Here is a 17,101-nt window from a genome sequence, read left to right as displayed (position 1 = left end):
CGGTGAAGCAACACTATCGACCTCAAATTCTGCGTAGGGAGTCGTTTGGGCCAATAGCGATGACCCAAAAAGGAGTGGGAGAAGAAATAGCCAATTTTTCATAGATCAATAAAGGGATAGAAATTGGTATGCTTTTCAAATAGATCAACAAGATATACCAAACAGTTACACTCGTCAATACAATGATCAGGAATTAATTCCTATGTTCATTGCGTATTAAGACCACTTTTTTGAGTTGACTAGAGGAGCGCCGAAGATATAAAAAATGGGAGCAGAAATGGCTTTGTATGTCATTTCTGCTATTTATCTAGCGTCAATTAAGGCCAAAAATTATTGGCAAATTATACTTCACTCGCACAGGTCGGCCACGTTGCAACCCTGCTTTCCAATTCCCGTTAGATGCTTTTACAACTCTCACAGCTTCTTCGTCGCAGCCATAACCAATGCCCTTCAATGCGTAAACATCACTAACGCTGCCATCTACGTTAATTATAAAATTGACAAATACCCTACCCTGCACACCGGCTCGTGAAGCAATACGAGGGTACTTGAGATTTTTTGTTAAAAAGCGCCCAAATGCTACCATCCCACCTTCATATTCAGGCTGTTGCTCATACACGCTGTAGCGCACCGTATCACTACCGGTATGCCACTCCTTTCCACCCAGAAAGCTTCCTTTATCATATTTATCTAAATAGAAGTACGAACTATCCATATAGCGTCCTGTCCAGACTCCATTCTTAAAGCCATTTTCATAAGCCCACTGCCTAATATAAAGAGTGTACTTTGTTGTATCACGTTTTGACCTCACACGACTCTGGTCGACAGCGCGCCCATTCCCATCTTTAACTTTCTGATAACCCGTACTATCCCACAAGGCTGTAACTCGTTCGAAGTCATTCTTGCCTACAGTACGAGGAACATAATCCTCTTTAATTTCTCTTATCTGCCCGTTCATATACCATGACATGATCGCAGTTTTTTCTCCCATTATCTCCGTTTTTTCAGTAACTGAGCCATTCGGATGATACCTTAACGTTAAACCGGTACGTTTTCCATGTTTATATGAGCTAATGCGAACGATTGCTCCGATGGGATTCAGTGCAAACACTTTTCCTTCCCACTGTTGCTTAGAGTTCTGATTGCCAACTGAATGAAGCAGCTTGTCGGAATAGCTGAAATTATCATTTTTCTGATCAACGAAGGGTAACCGAAGATACTCTTTCCAAATAGCTTCCTTAATTTCATATTCCACAATATCGCCCGTAGGTAGCCCATTTGTATCCGTGGGAGACACTCGTTTATAAATTGCCTGGCTACTGTCTGCAACAAACTTGTTATCAGAACTATAGTAATCTATTCTATTTCCATTCGTATACGTAAATGGCGTATTCGGCGGGAATGTAATAAACGTAGTCATTCGCTGACGAACAGGCTGACCATTTCTTTGAGCCGGTTTCCAGGCATTGAACAGACTAAAGACCCGCACAGCTTCGCGATCGCAGTCGGGTCGGAATGATTGTGTGACTCTCACGTCGGAGATACGACCATCGGTTTCTACTGTGCCGCTTACACTAACCTGCCCACCAATCCCTTCGGCTTCGGCCTGGATAGGTTTACGGAGCGTTGCCTGAATAAACGTATTAAATAACTCCGCACCACCACGAGGCACCGCAACACTATCCACATCAGATGGCTGATACGCAGTTTGAGCAAACAATGGATGGGTAAATAATAGGAGAAAGCCAAGTAGGCTATTTTTCATATAGCAACAAAGAAATAAGGCTACGATTAATTTTCAAATTAAGCGAACAAGCTACTTCAGGGCAATTCCTAGTTTCTGAAAGGCTTATTTACAGTCTATTATTTCCCTAAATAACGTACCAGATCTGTAATCGAGTCAATGCCCAGCGAATGCGCCTGTTGCCGACGCATCATCAGGCAGTAGCTGTTGTTGAACCCCAGCGGCTTTAACCACGCAAGCTGGTATTTGTCCGCAAATTGCTGATTGACAAACTGATAGACAGAATCGGGTTGCATAGGCAACTTTTCGAGCGTAGCGGCTGGAGGTTGCAGGACAACCAGCAAACCGGTTCCGGTATATTCGGGATAAAAATCAATAGCACCAGTACGTAGTGCATCGAAACAGATTTGCGTACCACCCAGGCCGGTCTTCGTGGCGACGCGCAATTGGGTCTTTCCTTCAATCAGTTGGCGGTAAATTTCGGCCAGAATGTACTGTTCCGTGAAAACCTTTGAGCCCAGCACCACCGTCTGAGGGCGGTCGCCGGGTTTAGGAATTTGGTACAAATGAGCACTTTTCAGGAAATCGGTAGCGATGCGTTCCGGTGACTGATGCAGATAGTCTGCGCGGTAATTCAAGGCCGTCATAATCGAATCCGTCAGTTTTCCCGCCAGCAGATTAAGCGTCGGACCAAGGTCGGGATAGCGATCAAGTGTAGTCTGCCGAACGACCGGGGCCGCGTCATAAGGAGGAAAAGCATGTCGATTATCGGTCAGCACCAGCAAGTCAAATGCTTTAATACGTCCATCGGTCGAGTAGCCGCTGATGATGTCCACCTGCTCCCGGTGAATGGCTTCGTACATCAAATTCTGATCAATCAGCCGCGGACGTAGCTTCAGGCCGTATGTTTTCTGCAAACCAGGATACCCATCCGAGCGGCCATAAAACTCGTGCGCAAACCCGGCAATAAGTTTATCCTGCCGACCCGGCACCAGATAAAAAGCAGAGAGAAAGGGAACCAGGACAACAAATGCCAATGCGCCAATGCGCATTTTCTTTGCCGACAAGGTCTGCAAACGGGCTAATCCAAAATCGAAGCCAACAGCCAGCAAGGCCGCAGGAATAGCGCCCGCCAGCATCATGTTGACGTTACTGAGCGCAATACCACTAAAAATAAACTCGCCTAATCCGCCTGCCGCTACGTAGGCAGCCAGTGTTGCTACACCCACATTAATGACCGTTGCTGTACGAACGCCCGCAAAAATAACCGGTAATGCCAGTGGCAATTCGACTTTAGCCAAGATCTGATTATCCGTCATACCCAAGCCTTTGGCCGCTTCTTTCACCGACGGACTAACTTCTGTGATACCCACGTAGGTGTTTCGGATAATGGGCAGCAAGGCATACAAAAACAGAGCTACCAGCGCTGGTCCAACCCCAATTCCCAGTAGTGGAATCAGGAAACCCAGCAACGCTACGCTCGGCACCGTTTGCAATACACCTGCCACACCTAGCACGCTACTCGCCAGCTTCGTTCGACGCGAAATCAGTATGCCCAGCGGCACACCCATCAGCAAGGCCAGCAATAACGACACAAATGTCAGCCCGATGTGGGTTAACGTTTGCTCCAGCAGTTTGTCGGCATGATCGTGAACAAAGGCGAAGAAATCTTTCATTTTTGTCATGCTGACCGGTACGCCGGTACGGAAGGAAGCATCTTCTCTCAGATATTATTTTCTGCTAATCGAAGATGCTTCCTTCGTCAGCATGACAAAATTCACTTGATGCGCTGAGGTTGGTCGTCCAGAAAATCGCGCACGAAATCATTGGCGGGCTGATTCAGCAATTCATCGGGAGGGCCGATCTGCACAATACGTCCCTTGTCCATGAGGGCGATGCGATCGGCCAATTCGAGGGCTTCACTGACATCGTGTGTAACCAGTACGACGGTCGTTTCGCGTAACTCGTTGAGGCCAAATAACTCCCGACGAACGTGTCGGCGCGTAAACGGATCGAGTGCGCCAAAGGGCTCATCCATCAGCACAACCGGGGGCTTAACGGCCAATGCCCGCGCCAGTCCGACACGTTGCCGCTGCCCTCCACTTAGCTCGGAAGGATACCGATCCAGAATGGTTTCAGGTAATTGAAGTTTTGTAATCAATTCACGGATTCGCGCCTGAATAGCAGGTTGTTCCCAGCCAAGTAGTTTCGGGACGGTGGCAATAGCTTCTGAAACAGTATAGTGCGGAAACAGCCCACCATCCTGAATGACATATCCGATTCGGCGACGTAACTCAGGACCAGCTTGTTTTACTACGTCAACGCCATCTATATTGATTGAGCCAGACGTTGGCTCAATCAGTCGATTAATCATTTTTAGCGTCGTGGTTTTACCGCAGCCGCTGGTGCCTAATAGCACAAGGGTTTCTCCCTTTCCAACCGTCAACGATACGTTGTCGACGGCCGTGTGTGATGCAAAGCGTTTGGTCAGATGCTGGATGTCAATCATTCGACTACCTTCACACCTTTCCAGAAAGCTACATAGTCTTTGATTTGGCTGGCGGCCGATTTTGGATCAGGATAATACCAGGCCGCATCAGAGTTTGTTTTGCCATCAACTGTTAAGGAATAGTAAGATGCCAATCCTTTCCATGGGCAGGTTGTGTGCGTCGGGCTATTCGTCAGATACGTAGCGTTCACAGATTCTTTAGGGAAATAATGGTTGTTTTCTACGACAATCGTATCGTTACTTTCAGCGATGGTTTCGCCGTTCCAGATAGCTTTCATTTTGGTAGAATTATAAAGTTATAGCGTTATGCTGATTCACTCTTGATCAACCCGTTGATTAACCAACTAGTTTTATTTCAGGACCTGAACTTCGATTACTGAGTTATCATAAACGCGGTGAGTTGCTTTCTGGAAATCAGCCGCGTCAGCTTTGAAGATGTTATCCACATATTTCTGTGGGTTGCGGTCGATAAGAGGAAACCAGGTGCTCTGCACCTGAATCATGATCCGGTGGCCTTTCCTGAAGGTATGCAATACGTCCTGCAACCGAAAATTCACATCGGTTACTTCGCCCGCTTTAAACGGCTCTGGTTTCTCAAATGAATTACGGAACCGCCCCCGCATCGCTTCCGAACGTACCATTTGCTGGTAATTTCCCAACGTAATGTTTTTGTTCGGCATGTACGCATGATTCGGTTCGTCGGGTGGATACACATCGATCAGCTTCACGACCCAATCAGCATCGGTACCCGTGGTGCTGACTTTTAGCTTGGCCATAATTTCACCACCCAACGTCATATCTTCCGTCAGCACGTCGGTCTGGAACGTAAGTACATCGGGCCGACGACTCGCAAACCGCTGATCTTCCGACATATAATTAAAGGGCGTGAAGCCTTGCAAGGTCGTAATATCCTCCGTGTAAGGCACTGGTTTCATTGGGTCGCTGACGAACTCGGAAAACCGAAGCGTAGGATCGTTTGTCCCCGCCTGCTGAGCCAGTTTCCCATCGCTGGCTAAATAAAACTGCATGGGTTGAGCGTTGGCGGCAGGCCATTTATCGAAGGTTTTCCACTCGTTCCGGCCCGTATTGAACAAATAAGCTTCGGGCAAGCCCGTTTTGCCATCGCCCGCGCCTTTCAGAAAATGGGTAAAGAATTTGGCTTCTATATTCCGTTGGTAGAACGTAGCGATACTGTCGCCAAAATACACATTACTATGCAGGGTATGCCCCGTTTCCCGCGACCAGCGACCGTGGCCAAACGGCCCCATAACGAGCGTATTATAGGTGCCGGGGCTGTTTTTTTCAATGGTTTTGTAGATGTTCAGCGGGCCGTAAAGGTCTTCCGCGTCGAACCAGCCACCAACGGTCATTACCGCCGGGCGTGTGTTTTTTAAATGTGGAATAATACTACGTTTCTGCCAGAACTCGTCATAATTCGGGTGATTGACCGTTTCCTGCCAGTAGAAATTGTCTTTGTAGTATTTGTCCACATTTTTTAGCGGACCAAGGTCATACTGAAACTGAAAGCCGTCGCTGGTCCCGGTTTTGATGAGCTCATTGTTATACCAGGCTTCAGTGGTCGGTTTCGGGTGCTGAATACCAAATACCGGAAACGTAAACAAATACGCCTGAATGAACGCGCCGTTATGGTGAAAATCGTCAAAGAAAAAGTCCGACACTGGGGCCTGGGGCGAAGCTGCTTTGAGGGCTGGGTGCGCATTCGGTAGCGAAGCCGCCGTGTAGAATCCGGGATAACTGATCCCCCACTGCCCAACCCGGCCGTTGTTGTTGGCCACGTTTTTCAGCAACCACTCAATGGTATCATATGTATCAGAACTCTCGTCGACAAGTGTGTTGCTAACCGGTGCTGTTCCTTTCTTTTTTCCATTTGACGCTACGGGCGTTGATTGTTGATCGGTGACGGTTGGTGTCATATTCGTCCACGTCCCTTCCGACATCCAGCGACCACGAACATCCTGATACACGAAGATAAACTTATCCCGCATGAGCGTTCCCGATGGGCCAACTGAAGCTGGATAGGCATCGGCACCATAAGGCGCAACGCTATAACACGTCCGTTGCATCAGGAATGGATATTTGTTTGTTGCCGACGCATCTTTAGGTACGTACACCGCCGTATGCAGCTTCGTGCCGTCACGCATCGGGATTTTATACTCGAACTTCTGGTAATTTTCTTTAACAAAATTACCCGATGATGTGAGTTGGGCCTGCGCCGACGTAATGCAAATAGATAACAGAGCCAGTAAACAGAGCTTCATGGAAAAGGCATTGATGAATGATAACCAAATATACAGTTTTGATCAGCATTCAACCAGCCGGGAGCTATAATGTCAGTCATTCTCCTCCAGTTGAAATAATTGCTCTACGGTACGCCCCAGTACACCAGCCAATTTTAGGGCCAGGACGGTTGAGGGAACGTAGCGCCCTGTTTCAATGGAGTTAATCGTCTGCCGACTTACCCCTATGCGATCGGCCAGATCAGCCTGCGACAGATTGTGTTCGGCTCGCTCTACTTTCAGCCGGTTTTTCATAAGGCAGCTGACTGGCTAAGCCGATAGACTGAAAATCGAAAACGAAGCAAAAAGATGATCAACACGGTGAACATATTGTAGATCATGACATTAAAAAATGCCGTGTCATATATAATCACAATGGCAATTAAAAGAATAATATAGTTAGCATAAATACTCCATTGGAGCGCTTCAAGACGTAGTTGACTAATCATTTCATCTTCAACTTTCTCACGTGAGAAAGCAATCAGTAATAAGCCAATTATAACACCAATAGCCGCAATTTCATCTGTGAGGTTTTGGATGTTCACAATATGACTTACTGACTGACCGAATGTTATAGTCAGTGGGTCATTTAAACTATTGGCTACGAGCCAACTACCGTTGAAGTCATCATACATATCAGCCAGTCCAAGAATAGTTGCAGGGACAAAAATGAACCAGCCAATAAGCCGGTACTTATGCGGGAAAAGCCATTTAGTTTTCATGGGTATGTAAAGTTTGCTTGACACCGAACAAACGTAAAGTTTATTTTCCAATATGCAAAGCAAAGTTTACATTTTTTACGTATTTGTCAAATAACTAGGCTGATAAACGCAAAAAACGCCTGCTTAAAGCAGGCGTTTTTTGTATAATGTGTAGCTTGGACTTCCAGTCCAGGCTACAGCTACGTTATAAATCTATTTGGCGTTTTTAGCATACCACTCCCGGAAACTCTGCTTTGGTGGTTCGGGCAGTTCGCGGGCGATGGCCCAGGGATTTAGCGTACCGTTGTGGGAGAGCGAGTAAGGCATTGAGGCTAATACCCGGCGGGCGGCACGGCCCAAACGGGCATAAAGTTTCGGGCGGGCAAGTACTTTCGCCAGTCCTTTCATACCAAGCCGCTTGGCTGCGGGCATCGCTTTTTGCTCACCAATAATCTGTCGCCATTTGTAAAGTTGTACGTGAATGTCAATCTTCACCGGGCACACATCTGAACAGGAACCACACAACGTACTGGCAAAGGGCAGCGTACTGTGTTTTTTAAGGTCTACGTTAGGCGACAGAATTGAGCCAATCGGGCCGGGGACGGTATAATCGTAACTGTGTCCTCCACTACGTCGATACACCGGGCAGGTGTTCATGCAAGCCCCGCACCGAATGCATTTCAGCGACGCCCGAAAATCGGGCCGACCAAGCTGCTCGATGCGTCCATTGTCAACAATCACAATGTGCAACTGCTGACCGGGCTTGGGTTTATGAAAATGGCTGGTGTAGGCTGTTGAATATTGCCCGGTCGCTGAGCGAGCCAGCAAGCGCGTAAAGACACCGAGGTGTTCGAGTTTGGGAATGATTTTCTCGATGCCCATGCAGGCAATATGCACGGGTGCCAACGTAACACCCAGATCGGCATTGCCTTCGTTGGTACAGACGACAAAACCGCCCGTTTCGGCAATGGCAAAGTTCACACCCGACAGAGCCGCATCGGCCGCAACAAAGTGACTACGCAGGTGCTGGCGAGCCGTTTCGGTCAAGAATTGGGGATCGCTGGCACCTGCGGGCGTACCAAGATACTTATTGAAAATATCGCCAACGTCTTCTTTTTTGAGGTGGATGGCGGGCATCACAATGTGACTTGGCGGCTCATCAATTAGTTGAATAATGCGCTCACCCAGATCAGTATCGATCACCTCAACGCCATTTTTAATCAAAAACGGATTCAAATGACACTCTTCCGTCAACATGGATTTGCTCTTGACCAGGTGACGGGCGTTGTTCTCACGCAGAATGGATAATACAATTTCGTTGTGTTCCTGCGCATTAGCTGCCCAGTGGACTTTTACGCCATTCGCCTGGGCATTACGTTCAAACTCTTCCAGATACGTATCCAGATTGCTCAGCGCATGGTTTTTGATCTGGGAAGCCAGTTCACGAAGTTGCTCCCATTCGGGAACGGCATACACCATTCGGTCGCGTTTCTGACGCACGAACCAAAGGGCCTGATCATGCCAGGTTGTTCGGTCAAAATTGGCCGTAAAGCGGTCGGCAGCCTGTGCGTGAGTCATAATCCGTGAGTAGTAAGGCTAAAGGTCGCGAGCTTTAACGTGGACAGGTTTGCCGTTTTTGTCAGCAACAACCACGTCATCATCGTCACGCTTGGCTTGTTCAATGACTTTTTGTACGGCCCGACGAACACCTGCTAATACTTCCTCATTACTCGGAATCGAGTTTGCTACGACTGTTCTCATGGCTTAAGATGGTTGTCCAAATCTCATTATTTAACACCTCGGCTTTAAGATACATTCCACCAGATGCCACCAGTTCTGTAAGTACTCCGCCGTTGTTAAACACAGTAAAGTAATCACAAGTTGGCATGTAAAGATCAATTAAATTTTTTATGCTACGTCCGTACCGACGCTCAATTACATCAGGTGGAATATTATGACCGCCCCGAGCTACGCGCTTGGCTACTCGTTCTTTCGATACGTCCGCTGATGGTATCCAGAAATAATATAAGCTCACTATATAGCCAGCTTGCTGAGCCCGCTTAATCATTACTACATAAGAACGAGTAGACAATGTAGTTTCCAGAGCGAAATCAACACCTTTACTAAGCAAAAAATCAATACGTTGTAACATAATGCGCCCTGCTTCGAACGCGACCGATTCCACGTTAAAAGGCGACAAACCACGAGCGATCTCATCGGCATTGACAAACTCCCATACGTTTAAAACCTCTGGCAACAGCGTGTAAGCTGCGGTCGTTTTGCCAGCTCCATTTGGTCCGGCTATGATGTATAAATTTGTCATAACGACTACGATACAGCTCCGGTCAGAATTTCCGCTACGTGCAAAACGCGCACCGGCAGCTTTTCCCGACGGACGACCCCTTCGAGATGCATCAGGCACGATACATCGCTCCCGACAATGACCTGCGCTCCGTTCCTGACATGATCCTGCACACGATCTTGCCCCATCCGGGCCGAGACAGCGGCTTCTGATACACAGAAAGCGCCACCAAAACCGCAGCATTCATCGTAGCGATCAAGCTCAATTAATTCCAATCCACGAACCTGCTTTAGCAAATAGCTCACTTTTCCGTCGCGGTTGGGCGATAATTCAGAATCGGACGACAGGCGCAAACCGCGCTGCCCGTGGCAACTCTGATGCAAACCCACGCGGTAGGGAAACTCAGCATCGAAGTTTGTCACACCCAATACGTCGGTCAGAAATTGAATAAGCTCGTAGGTACGTTCGCGGACGTGCTTAACGGCGGGAGTCTGCTCAATGATGTTAAAATGCTTGCGGACGTGATACACACAACTCCCTGAAGGAGCCACGATGTAGTCGTAGTCGGCAAAGGCCCGCACGTAGTTGTGGTACACGGGAATGGAATCGGCCTCGCAACCCGCATTGGCCATCGGTTGTCCACAACAGGTTTGCTGCATCGGGAAGCTCACCTGAACGCCCGCTTTTTCGAGCAGTCGCATGGTGGCAATACCCACCTGCGGGTAAAACTGGTCAACGTAGCAGGGAATAAACAGGGCAACGTTCATGGGCGAAAGCGTGCAAGAGCGAAAGAATGAACAAGTACGTTAACTTTTCTCACTCTTTTACAACTGAAAAATCTTATCCATCAATAGCCACTTTTCGCCGGGTTTCGCCATTGGTAGTGCCTGTTGATACGTCCAGAGCATAGTTTCCCACGTCTGAACAACTGGATTGGCTGCATCGGATGCCGCTTTGGCGTCGAACGAAAACGTATCGTCAGTTTCCATTATCATGAACAACCGATTCCCAATGCGATAAATTTCCATTTCCGTAATTCCTGCATCCCGAATACTGGTTTCAATGTCCGGCCAGATACGTTCATGATAGCGTTCATATTCGGCAATTAGAGCCGGGTCGTCTTTGAGATCAAGAGCAAGGCAATAGCGCATAGTTAAGGGGCGATTTCAGGAGGCATGTTGGTACTATGTAGATCGTCAGTTGTAATGCGATAGCCCTGCATGGCGTAGAACACGATAAAGGCAAAACAAATCAGCGGCACCAGCAGCGCATATACCGGCCCTTTGGCAAACAAGGCTCCGGCAACCAACGGCATCAATGCCCCGCCCACAATGCTCATAATTACCAGCGAAGACGCTATTTTCGATTCGGCACCCAAGCCCTTTGTCGCCAGCGCGAAAATGGTTGGAAACTGAATTGACTGGAAGAAATACGTAAAACTAAGCGCGATGACGGCCGTCAGGCCACCCACCAGCATGGCAATAACAACCATTGCTACGGCCCCGACGGCGTAGATACTCAGCACAATATTGGGTCGAACGCGCGTCATCAACGATGTACCGACGAAGCGACCAAGCATAAATAACACCAGCGCGAACGAGGCATGGAAGCCCGCAATCTGCGTCAGCGACATATCCGTTGGCGAGCCCGTCAGTGAGTTGATAATGTTCATGTAGCCCTCGGCCAACGCCCAATGTCCTTCGCGTGAGAAATCGAGTTTAAGATCAACAAAGTAGCCCCACAGCGTAGCCTGTGCGCCCACGTTGGCAAACTGGGCAATAATACCAAGCGTCAGGTGGCGATGCCGGAAAAGACTTGTGATAGAAATCTTGCCAGCAGCCTGTTCCTCTTCAGCGCCCACTTCGGGCATTTTTGTAACAGCAAACAAGATCGTAATGACGGCGATAATCGAGCCAATAACCAGATAGGGGCCCTGCACAGAAAGAGCTTCCTGTACCCGCACAGCCTGCGCCTGTGCGGGGGCCATGGCCGTCAACATATCGGCGGTATATTCGTTCTTAGAAAAAATGAACAAGGCCCCAATAACCGGCCCCAGAATGGCGCTGATTCCATTGAAAGACTGCGAAAAATTCAGCCGCCATTCCGCCTTTTTCGGGTCGCCCAAAACCGTTACGTAGAGATTAGCGGCCGTTTCCAGGCAGGCAATCCCACAGGCCATGGTGAACAACGCCAGCAGGAAAAAGCCATAGACGCGTACTTCAGCAGCTGGATAAAACAGGAATGCGCCACCGCCGTACAGCAGCAATCCGAGCAGAATTCCGCGCTTATAGCCGAACTTCCGCATGACGTACCCAGCAGGCAGCGCCATGAAAAAATAACCGAGGTAGAACGCAAAGTCGACGATACCCGCCTGAAATCGGTTCAGATCGAGCGCAATCTGAAACTGCTTGATGAGCGATCCATTCAGACTATTGGCCAGTCCCCACAGAAAAAACAAACTGGTAACGAGCGTAAACGCAAGACCATAATTGCCGGTTGATTGCCCGGATTTAAGTTTAACATTACTGGGAGCGGGGCCGAGAGCCATTGAAGTTTTTGATTAAGGGAGGTTGGTTATGTTTTTGTCCTGCTGACGATAGGAAGTCGCTTCGCGAAACCGCCGGAGCGCTAGAAAACACCTAGTTACCGAAGATGCTTCCTATCGTCAGCAGGACAAAGACGGGCTCACTGACTAGAACTAATCCGTAATGGAACGATCGAGGTGCGTGTAGCCACCGTCCACATGAACAAGTTGGCCGGTTGTATGACTCGATTTGTCAGACAGCAGAAAGGCGACCGCGTTGGCCAATTCTTCGGGGGTTGTCATGCGGTGTTCGAGCGGAATTTTCGAGACGATCTGTTTCAGTTTTTCTTCTGGATTGGGCAGCGTTTTAATCCAGTTGGCGTAGAGTGGTGTCCAGCTTTCGGCTACGACGACGCAGTTTACACGAATACCGTAGGGCAATAGCTCAACGGCCCACTCGCGGGTCAGGGCGTTACGTCCGCCATTGGCTGCCGCATAGGCTGAGGTATTTCCCTGCCCCGTTTCGGCCACTTTTGAGCCAATATTCACAATCGCCCCTTTCGACGTTTTCAGGTACGGCAGCGCGTGGTGCGCCATCAGATAGTAATGAATGAGATTCTTGTGTAAAGAGGCCACAAACCCTTCGTAGGAACCATGTTCCAGCCCTACCCCATCATTTACTCCTGCGTTATTAACCAGCCCATCGATACGGCCGAACTCAGCAACAGTTTGCTCAACAGCTCGCTGACAATCATCAGGTTGCGTTAATTCGGCGACAAACTGATGCGCTTTGCCACCGCTGGCCTTAATGGCGTCAACAACAAGCTGGTTGTCTTTTTCACTACGTCCGATAATCACCGGAATAGCCCCTTCGGCCGCCAATACTGTCGAGATACCCTCACCAATTCCTTTAGCGCCCCCTGTTACAAGAATTACTTTATCAGTCAGATTCAGATTCATACGTCGTCTATTTACTACGGCAAGAAAAACATCAAAGACGAAAAGAGAAAGACAACCCGCTGTCTTTTCTCCTTCCGTCTCGTTTTATTTCACTGGTAAATGCGTGATCGACCTGTGAGTCAGACAGCAATATTGCTCCCTATACTACATAACTTTTTGTAGGCTAAGTCTTTCAAACCGAATAGCAAGGAATCTGAAACGTTAAAGCAAGCGACGACGTAAAATGTCTTTATTGGCGCTTTCTCTTTTCGAGTTATATAATTAAGGTGTCTGTAGCAAAAGCCAGCTGAGTTTGACCAGGTGTTGGGCCTGGTTCTTTGCGACAAGAAATAGTGGTAAGGCCGCAGGAAAGAACAAGTAACAATCGCTGATGAAACAGGGGCACGGCAGAAGTGGGTTTATCCTACTAAGTTCTTTCCTATGGACACTGGCAAGGGACTAAACCGTTGCATTCTTTTACTGTTCATTATTCTTCGCCTAAATGATAGGGAGCTGTCTCAAACTATACTGTCAGCTTTAGGCTGTATAGATTTGCTCCGTCTGGCCCTTTTTTCCTACAGAAGCTGCGGCTTTAAGATGAAGAGTCGACAAATCACCAACGTTTGCAAGAGCCCCTATTTTTATGTAAATGAACTTACTTTAGAAAGCAGCTTTTTTGGTTTCACTACACGGCTTTGAAAACGTATTGTTTCGAGAGAACGCCTATCCGAAATTAAAGCTTCACAGTGCTTAGAACGGACTTTCGTGGAGACCGGTAGAGCTGGCTGGTAATCGCATTGATAACAAAGGCTCGATGCCTGAACCACCAAGGCAACAGGGATGAGAGAAGCTGGTCTGATAAAATTTCTTAGAAGTAAAATCAACCCCAGTAAAATGGCGGGTATACTCAAAAGTTGACCCATGTTAAGGCTCATACTATCTTCAAAACTAACTTGATTTTCTTTGAAGAATTCCCAGACGAACCGTAGGCCAAACACCCAAACTAAGGAGATGCCTAACATGGTCCCCGATGCCGCTTGACTGCGGTAGTTCTTCCAGTACCAGAATAGCCCTATGAATAAAATCAGGTAAGATAACGATTCATAGAGTTGAGTAGGATGGCGAGGTACTTGACTAAACTCGTGATCTCTCAGGAAGATGAAAGCCCAGGGTACATCGGTTGGCTTACCAACTATTTCGGAGTTCATTAGATTACCAAATCGAATAAAGGCTCCCGCTAAAGCCCCCACAATGCAAATTCGATCACTAACCCATAAAAATGTTTGACCACTGATTTGCCTTGACGGACGACGTGAGTAAAGCCAAAGGCCAATAATGATGCCTAGTATCCCCCCGTGACTAGCCAATCCACCAAAAGGGGGTGTTATGATGTACAACGGGTCTTGAATGAACATATAGGGTTCATAAAATAAAAAGTGCCCTAGTCGGGCTCCTAAAATCGTCGAGATAACCATGGCTATCAGTAACGAATCCGTATCAGCAAGGGGCTTCTTCTCCGTTCTAAAAATGTAGCTCATAATCTGAACACCAATCAGGAATCCAGTAGCGAACAGCAAGCCGTACCATCTTATGGGCCAAGAGCTAATCCGAGCGATTTCAGGATCAACATTCCAGATTATATATTGAAGCATAGTTTCCTGTTGCATAAGTGGCAATATATAAACCTAAGCTCACTTTCTAGGTAGGATACACGCTGGATTCATTTTTGCTAAGCCAATGATGGGCCATCTTCTTTCTCCGCTTCTCACGGCACTAGTTGGCATCTGATCGGTGTAAAAAGAATAGCTCTCCGATTTGTTGACCCTGTTAAACCGGATTATATCGGCTCTGTAACTTATTTGATAATATCCATTAGGCGGTAACTGCTGGTTAAGAAGTTTATCAAACATCATTTTGAACAGGACACTAACCGTATCTTTCTCAATGATAGTGGCTATCCAGTCGGTACTGTCTTTCTCAAAGGCGACTTTACCCTTTATCGTCTTTAGAGCCATCCCCTGAGACCAGCCCAAAGTTGAGCAGAGGGAAGTAATGATAATGAGGTATATCCACTTCATGACGCTTACTGTTTTATTCTATAATCAAACGGTAATGTTGAATTAAAGTGCTCAACGATTTACCGAAATCATTCGAGTAGAAATATCGGTCCGGTCTGAATCCTGTTGGCCATTACTAGACGACAAGTGGTTCTTCGGCTATCGATGTTTCAACATATTCCAGAATGTCCCCAGGCTGGCATTGCAGTACACGACAGATAGCCGCTAACGTATCAAACCGAATCCCTTTTGCTTTCCCGGTCTTGAGTATCGACAGGTTTACGTTACTAATTCCTACCTGCCGGGATAGCTCGTTGAGCGACATTTTGCGTCGAGCCATCATTACATCTAAGTTCACTACAATATCCACCTTATATAAACGCTTCGTTCTCGTGTTTTACCGCAATGGCCTGCCGGGTAAAATATGTCAGTAACAAAATAGAAAGAACCAATACGTAAACAATCAGCGAATGATCAAAAACGTGTTCAGCGAAGTAAAAAGCGAATTTGCTACGCGCTTCCTGAAAGCTAACTGGTTTATGGTAATAATGCCAGGTGGACATACCGGCGTTAGCCAGTGAATTACTGATAGCCACAACCAGGCTTAGCAAGCCAAAACCTTGAAGTTGTTTGATATTGGCTTGCTCAAAGTATCCTTTCTGAAGGAGCGTTTTCTTGACCCGAAAGATCATATAACCCATCCCCAGAATACCAGTATACGTAGCTATTTTAAACACCCACATCCAGCGGAGGATTCCATCATACTGATTTATGACCCCTATCCCTCTATAAATAAAGAACAGACATTGCAGGCCAGTCAATACCGCAATTATCCAAAAGACAGCATTTATTAGTTTCATTATTAGTTTGGTTTAGGATGAGCCCAAAACTAATAATTTTTTATATACAACGTTATGTTTTTAACGCAAAACATTAAAAATATAACGCTATATCAATATCGACTGGCTACGGCACATACGTTTCCAGCAGCGTCATATCGCCATCTGGAACGAACGTAACGGTATCGATTGAGGCCGGAATAAGGGTACATTGTCCCATTTTAAGCGATACGCTATAGCCGCCTTCCGCTTCGATGGTCAGTGCACCAGCCACGCAAATCAGGATGACGAACGAGTCGATGTGGGTATAATCATGCTCGATTTCCTGATTGGCCGTCAGTACGTTGGTCACAAAATAGTCGCTCGTTACGGCGTTGACACTTTCGTTCAGTTTCCTGTCGTACTGGGTTTTGTACTGATCGTAATGATGATAATTGATGGCATCGACGGCAAGATCGGTGTGCAGTTCGCGTTTCTGGCCGGTTGTCGCGTCTACCCGATCGAAGTCGTAAATCCGATACGTAGTGTCGGAGGTTTGCTGAATTTCGGCCAGCAAAAGTCCCTTTCCGATGTAATGAACACGTCCGGCAGGCAGAAAAAACACATCTCCGGGTGAGGCTGATTCAATGTTCAGAATATCCTGAATGGTGTTATCGGCGACAGCCTTAACGTATTCCTCTTTGGTCACTTCCCGGTTGAAACCCGAATTGAGCTTCGCACCCTCGTCGGCCTGCATGATATACCACATTTCGGTCTTGCCGAAGCCGCTTTGGCGCTTTTTAGCCAGTTCATCATCCGGGTGAACCTGAATCGACAGATCGTCGTTGGCGTCGATGAACTTAACCAGCAAGGGAAACCGGTTACCGTATTTTTCATATACATGCTGCCCTACCAGCTTGCCCTTATACTGTTCAACTAATTCGTGCAGCGATTTTCCCTGCAAACTTCCCTCCTTCACAACTGATACGTTACCTTCCACATCAGAAACTTCCCAGGTTTCGCCACAGTTAGGTAAGGGTGAAAAGTCTTTCTCCAGAATAGTTTTTATTTTCTGGCCACCCCAGATTTTATCTTTGAAAATCGTTTCGAATGTAAGCGGATACAGCATAATGAATGGATTGTAAATCGGTAGTTTTTCAAATAATTAACCGCCAAAGTAACGTATTTGTTGGGCTGGTTGGATGCCGAC

The 17,101-nt window shown here is 47.3% G+C and carries 18 protein-coding genes; all 18 read right to left on the bottom strand.

Annotated features, from left to right (window positions below; all coding sequences use genetic code 11):
• Positions 1-313: 313 nt before the first annotated feature.
• The 18 genes from ACYVEA_RS18105 to ACYVEA_RS18020 all read right to left on the bottom strand — a co-directional run bounded on the left by ACYVEA_RS18105 (position 314) and on the right by ACYVEA_RS18020 (position 17,020).
• Positions 314-1,765: a TonB family protein gene (locus ACYVEA_RS18105; protein ID WP_461114838.1), complete on the bottom strand. Its 1,452-nt coding sequence runs from the start codon at positions 1,763-1,765 to the stop codon at positions 314-316.
• A 98-nt stretch (positions 1,766-1,863) separates the two neighbouring features.
• Positions 1,864-3,420, bottom strand: coding sequence for an ABC transporter permease/substrate-binding protein (locus tag ACYVEA_RS18100; protein WP_461114837.1), 1,557 nt, complete (start codon positions 3,418-3,420; stop codon positions 1,864-1,866).
• Positions 3,421-3,521: 101 nt separating this feature from the next.
• Positions 3,522-4,253 carry an ABC transporter ATP-binding protein gene (locus tag ACYVEA_RS18095; RefSeq protein WP_461114836.1) on the bottom strand — a complete coding sequence of 244 codons (732 nt, stop codon included), beginning with the start codon at positions 4,251-4,253 and terminating at the stop codon, positions 3,522-3,524.
• Positions 4,250-4,531 (bottom strand): DUF427 domain-containing protein, encoded by a 282-nt coding sequence (locus ACYVEA_RS18090; RefSeq protein WP_461114835.1) that lies wholly within the window; start codon positions 4,529-4,531, stop codon positions 4,250-4,252. Before ACYVEA_RS18090 ends, ACYVEA_RS18095 begins: the two co-directional genes overlap by 4 nt.
• 72 nt (positions 4,532-4,603) lie before the next feature.
• Entirely contained in the window at positions 4,604-6,532 is a 1,929-nt protein-coding gene (locus tag ACYVEA_RS18085; protein ID WP_461114834.1) for a CocE/NonD family hydrolase, read from the bottom strand.
• Positions 6,533-6,604: 72 nt separating this feature from the next.
• Entirely contained in the window at positions 6,605-6,805 is a 201-nt protein-coding gene (locus ACYVEA_RS18080; RefSeq protein WP_461114833.1) for a helix-turn-helix transcriptional regulator, read from the bottom strand.
• Positions 6,802-7,272 (bottom strand): hypothetical protein, encoded by a 471-nt coding sequence (locus tag ACYVEA_RS18075; RefSeq protein ID WP_461114832.1) that lies wholly within the window; start codon positions 7,270-7,272, stop codon positions 6,802-6,804. Before ACYVEA_RS18075 ends, ACYVEA_RS18080 begins: the two co-directional genes overlap by 4 nt.
• A gap of 192 nt (positions 7,273-7,464) precedes the next feature.
• Entirely contained in the window at positions 7,465-8,829 is a 1,365-nt protein-coding gene (locus ACYVEA_RS18070) for a lactate utilization protein B (protein WP_461114831.1), read from the bottom strand.
• An 18-nt stretch (positions 8,830-8,847) separates the two neighbouring features.
• Positions 8,848-9,012 (bottom strand): hypothetical protein, encoded by a 165-nt coding sequence (locus ACYVEA_RS18065; protein ID WP_461114830.1) that lies wholly within the window; start codon positions 9,010-9,012, stop codon positions 8,848-8,850.
• Positions 8,978-9,574 carry a zeta toxin family protein gene (locus tag ACYVEA_RS18060; protein WP_461114829.1) on the bottom strand — a complete coding sequence of 199 codons (597 nt, stop codon included), beginning with the start codon at positions 9,572-9,574 and terminating at the stop codon, positions 8,978-8,980. The genes ACYVEA_RS18065 and ACYVEA_RS18060 overlap by 35 nt, the downstream gene beginning before the upstream one ends.
• A gap of 5 nt (positions 9,575-9,579) precedes the next feature.
• Positions 9,580-10,320, bottom strand: coding sequence for a (Fe-S)-binding protein (locus ACYVEA_RS18055; RefSeq protein ID WP_461114828.1), 741 nt, complete (start codon positions 10,318-10,320; stop codon positions 9,580-9,582).
• Between the two features lie 57 nt (positions 10,321-10,377).
• Positions 10,378-10,704: an L-rhamnose mutarotase gene (locus ACYVEA_RS18050; protein ID WP_461114827.1), complete on the bottom strand. Its 327-nt coding sequence runs from the start codon at positions 10,702-10,704 to the stop codon at positions 10,378-10,380.
• Positions 10,705-10,706: 2 nt separating this feature from the next.
• The gene (fucP, locus tag ACYVEA_RS18045; protein WP_461114826.1) at positions 10,707-12,101 is read right to left on the bottom strand and encodes an L-fucose:H+ symporter permease; all 1,395 of its coding nucleotides are present in this window, start codon (positions 12,099-12,101) and stop codon (positions 10,707-10,709) included.
• A 150-nt stretch (positions 12,102-12,251) separates the two neighbouring features.
• A complete protein-coding gene (locus ACYVEA_RS18040) occupies positions 12,252-13,037 on the bottom strand; it encodes an L-fucose dehydrogenase (RefSeq protein WP_461114825.1) in 786 nt (261 codons plus the stop codon).
• Positions 13,038-13,657: 620 nt separating this feature from the next.
• Entirely contained in the window at positions 13,658-14,683 is a 1,026-nt protein-coding gene (lgt, locus tag ACYVEA_RS18035; RefSeq protein WP_461114824.1) for a prolipoprotein diacylglyceryl transferase, read from the bottom strand.
• Positions 14,684-15,209: 526 nt separating this feature from the next.
• Positions 15,210-15,443: a helix-turn-helix domain-containing protein gene (locus tag ACYVEA_RS18030; RefSeq protein WP_461114823.1), complete on the bottom strand. Its 234-nt coding sequence runs from the start codon at positions 15,441-15,443 to the stop codon at positions 15,210-15,212.
• A 1-nt stretch (position 15,444) separates the two neighbouring features.
• The gene (locus ACYVEA_RS18025; RefSeq protein WP_461114822.1) at positions 15,445-15,933 is read right to left on the bottom strand and encodes a hypothetical protein; all 489 of its coding nucleotides are present in this window, start codon (positions 15,931-15,933) and stop codon (positions 15,445-15,447) included.
• A gap of 106 nt (positions 15,934-16,039) precedes the next feature.
• Positions 16,040-17,020: a type I phosphomannose isomerase catalytic subunit gene (locus tag ACYVEA_RS18020; RefSeq protein ID WP_461114821.1), complete on the bottom strand. Its 981-nt coding sequence runs from the start codon at positions 17,018-17,020 to the stop codon at positions 16,040-16,042.
• Positions 17,021-17,101 lie beyond the last annotated feature (81 nt).

Source organism: Spirosoma jeollabukense (assembly GCF_054777855.1).
Note: the sequence above shows the minus strand (reverse complement) of the source record. Positions and strands in the feature narration are given on the sequence as shown.

Coding starts and splice junctions, on each gene's coding strand:
- ACYVEA_RS18105 (WP_461114838.1), bottom strand. CDS start 1,765: ATGAAAAATAGCCTACTTGGCTTTCTCCTATTATTTACCCATCCATTG.
- ACYVEA_RS18100 (WP_461114837.1), bottom strand. CDS start 3,420: ATGAAAGATTTCTTCGCCTTTGTTCACGATCATGCCGACAAACTGCTG.
- ACYVEA_RS18095 (WP_461114836.1), bottom strand. CDS start 4,253: ATGATTGACATCCAGCATCTGACCAAACGCTTTGCATCACACACGGCC.
- ACYVEA_RS18090 (WP_461114835.1), bottom strand. CDS start 4,531: ATGAAAGCTATCTGGAACGGCGAAACCATCGCTGAAAGTAACGATACG.
- ACYVEA_RS18085 (WP_461114834.1), bottom strand. CDS start 6,532: ATGAAGCTCTGTTTACTGGCTCTGTTATCTATTTGCATTACGTCGGCG.
- ACYVEA_RS18080 (WP_461114833.1), bottom strand. CDS start 6,805: ATGAAAAACCGGCTGAAAGTAGAGCGAGCCGAACACAATCTGTCGCAG.
- ACYVEA_RS18075 (WP_461114832.1), bottom strand. CDS start 7,272: ATGAAAACTAAATGGCTTTTCCCGCATAAGTACCGGCTTATTGGCTGG.
- ACYVEA_RS18070 (WP_461114831.1), bottom strand. CDS start 8,829: ATGACTCACGCACAGGCTGCCGACCGCTTTACGGCCAATTTTGACCGA.
- ACYVEA_RS18065 (WP_461114830.1), bottom strand. CDS start 9,012: ATGAGAACAGTCGTAGCAAACTCGATTCCGAGTAATGAGGAAGTATTA.
- ACYVEA_RS18060 (WP_461114829.1), bottom strand. CDS start 9,574: ATGACAAATTTATACATCATAGCCGGACCAAATGGAGCTGGCAAAACG.
- ACYVEA_RS18055 (WP_461114828.1), bottom strand. CDS start 10,320: ATGAACGTTGCCCTGTTTATTCCCTGCTACGTTGACCAGTTTTACCCG.
- ACYVEA_RS18050 (WP_461114827.1), bottom strand. CDS start 10,704: ATGCGCTATTGCCTTGCTCTTGATCTCAAAGACGACCCGGCTCTAATT.
- fucP (WP_461114826.1), bottom strand. CDS start 12,101: ATGGCTCTCGGCCCCGCTCCCAGTAATGTTAAACTTAAATCCGGGCAA.
- ACYVEA_RS18040 (WP_461114825.1), bottom strand. CDS start 13,037: ATGAATCTGAATCTGACTGATAAAGTAATTCTTGTAACAGGGGGCGCT.
- lgt (WP_461114824.1), bottom strand. CDS start 14,683: ATGCAACAGGAAACTATGCTTCAATATATAATCTGGAATGTTGATCCT.
- ACYVEA_RS18025 (WP_461114822.1), bottom strand. CDS start 15,933: ATGAAACTAATAAATGCTGTCTTTTGGATAATTGCGGTATTGACTGGC.
- ACYVEA_RS18020 (WP_461114821.1), bottom strand. CDS start 17,020: ATGCTGTATCCGCTTACATTCGAAACGATTTTCAAAGATAAAATCTGG.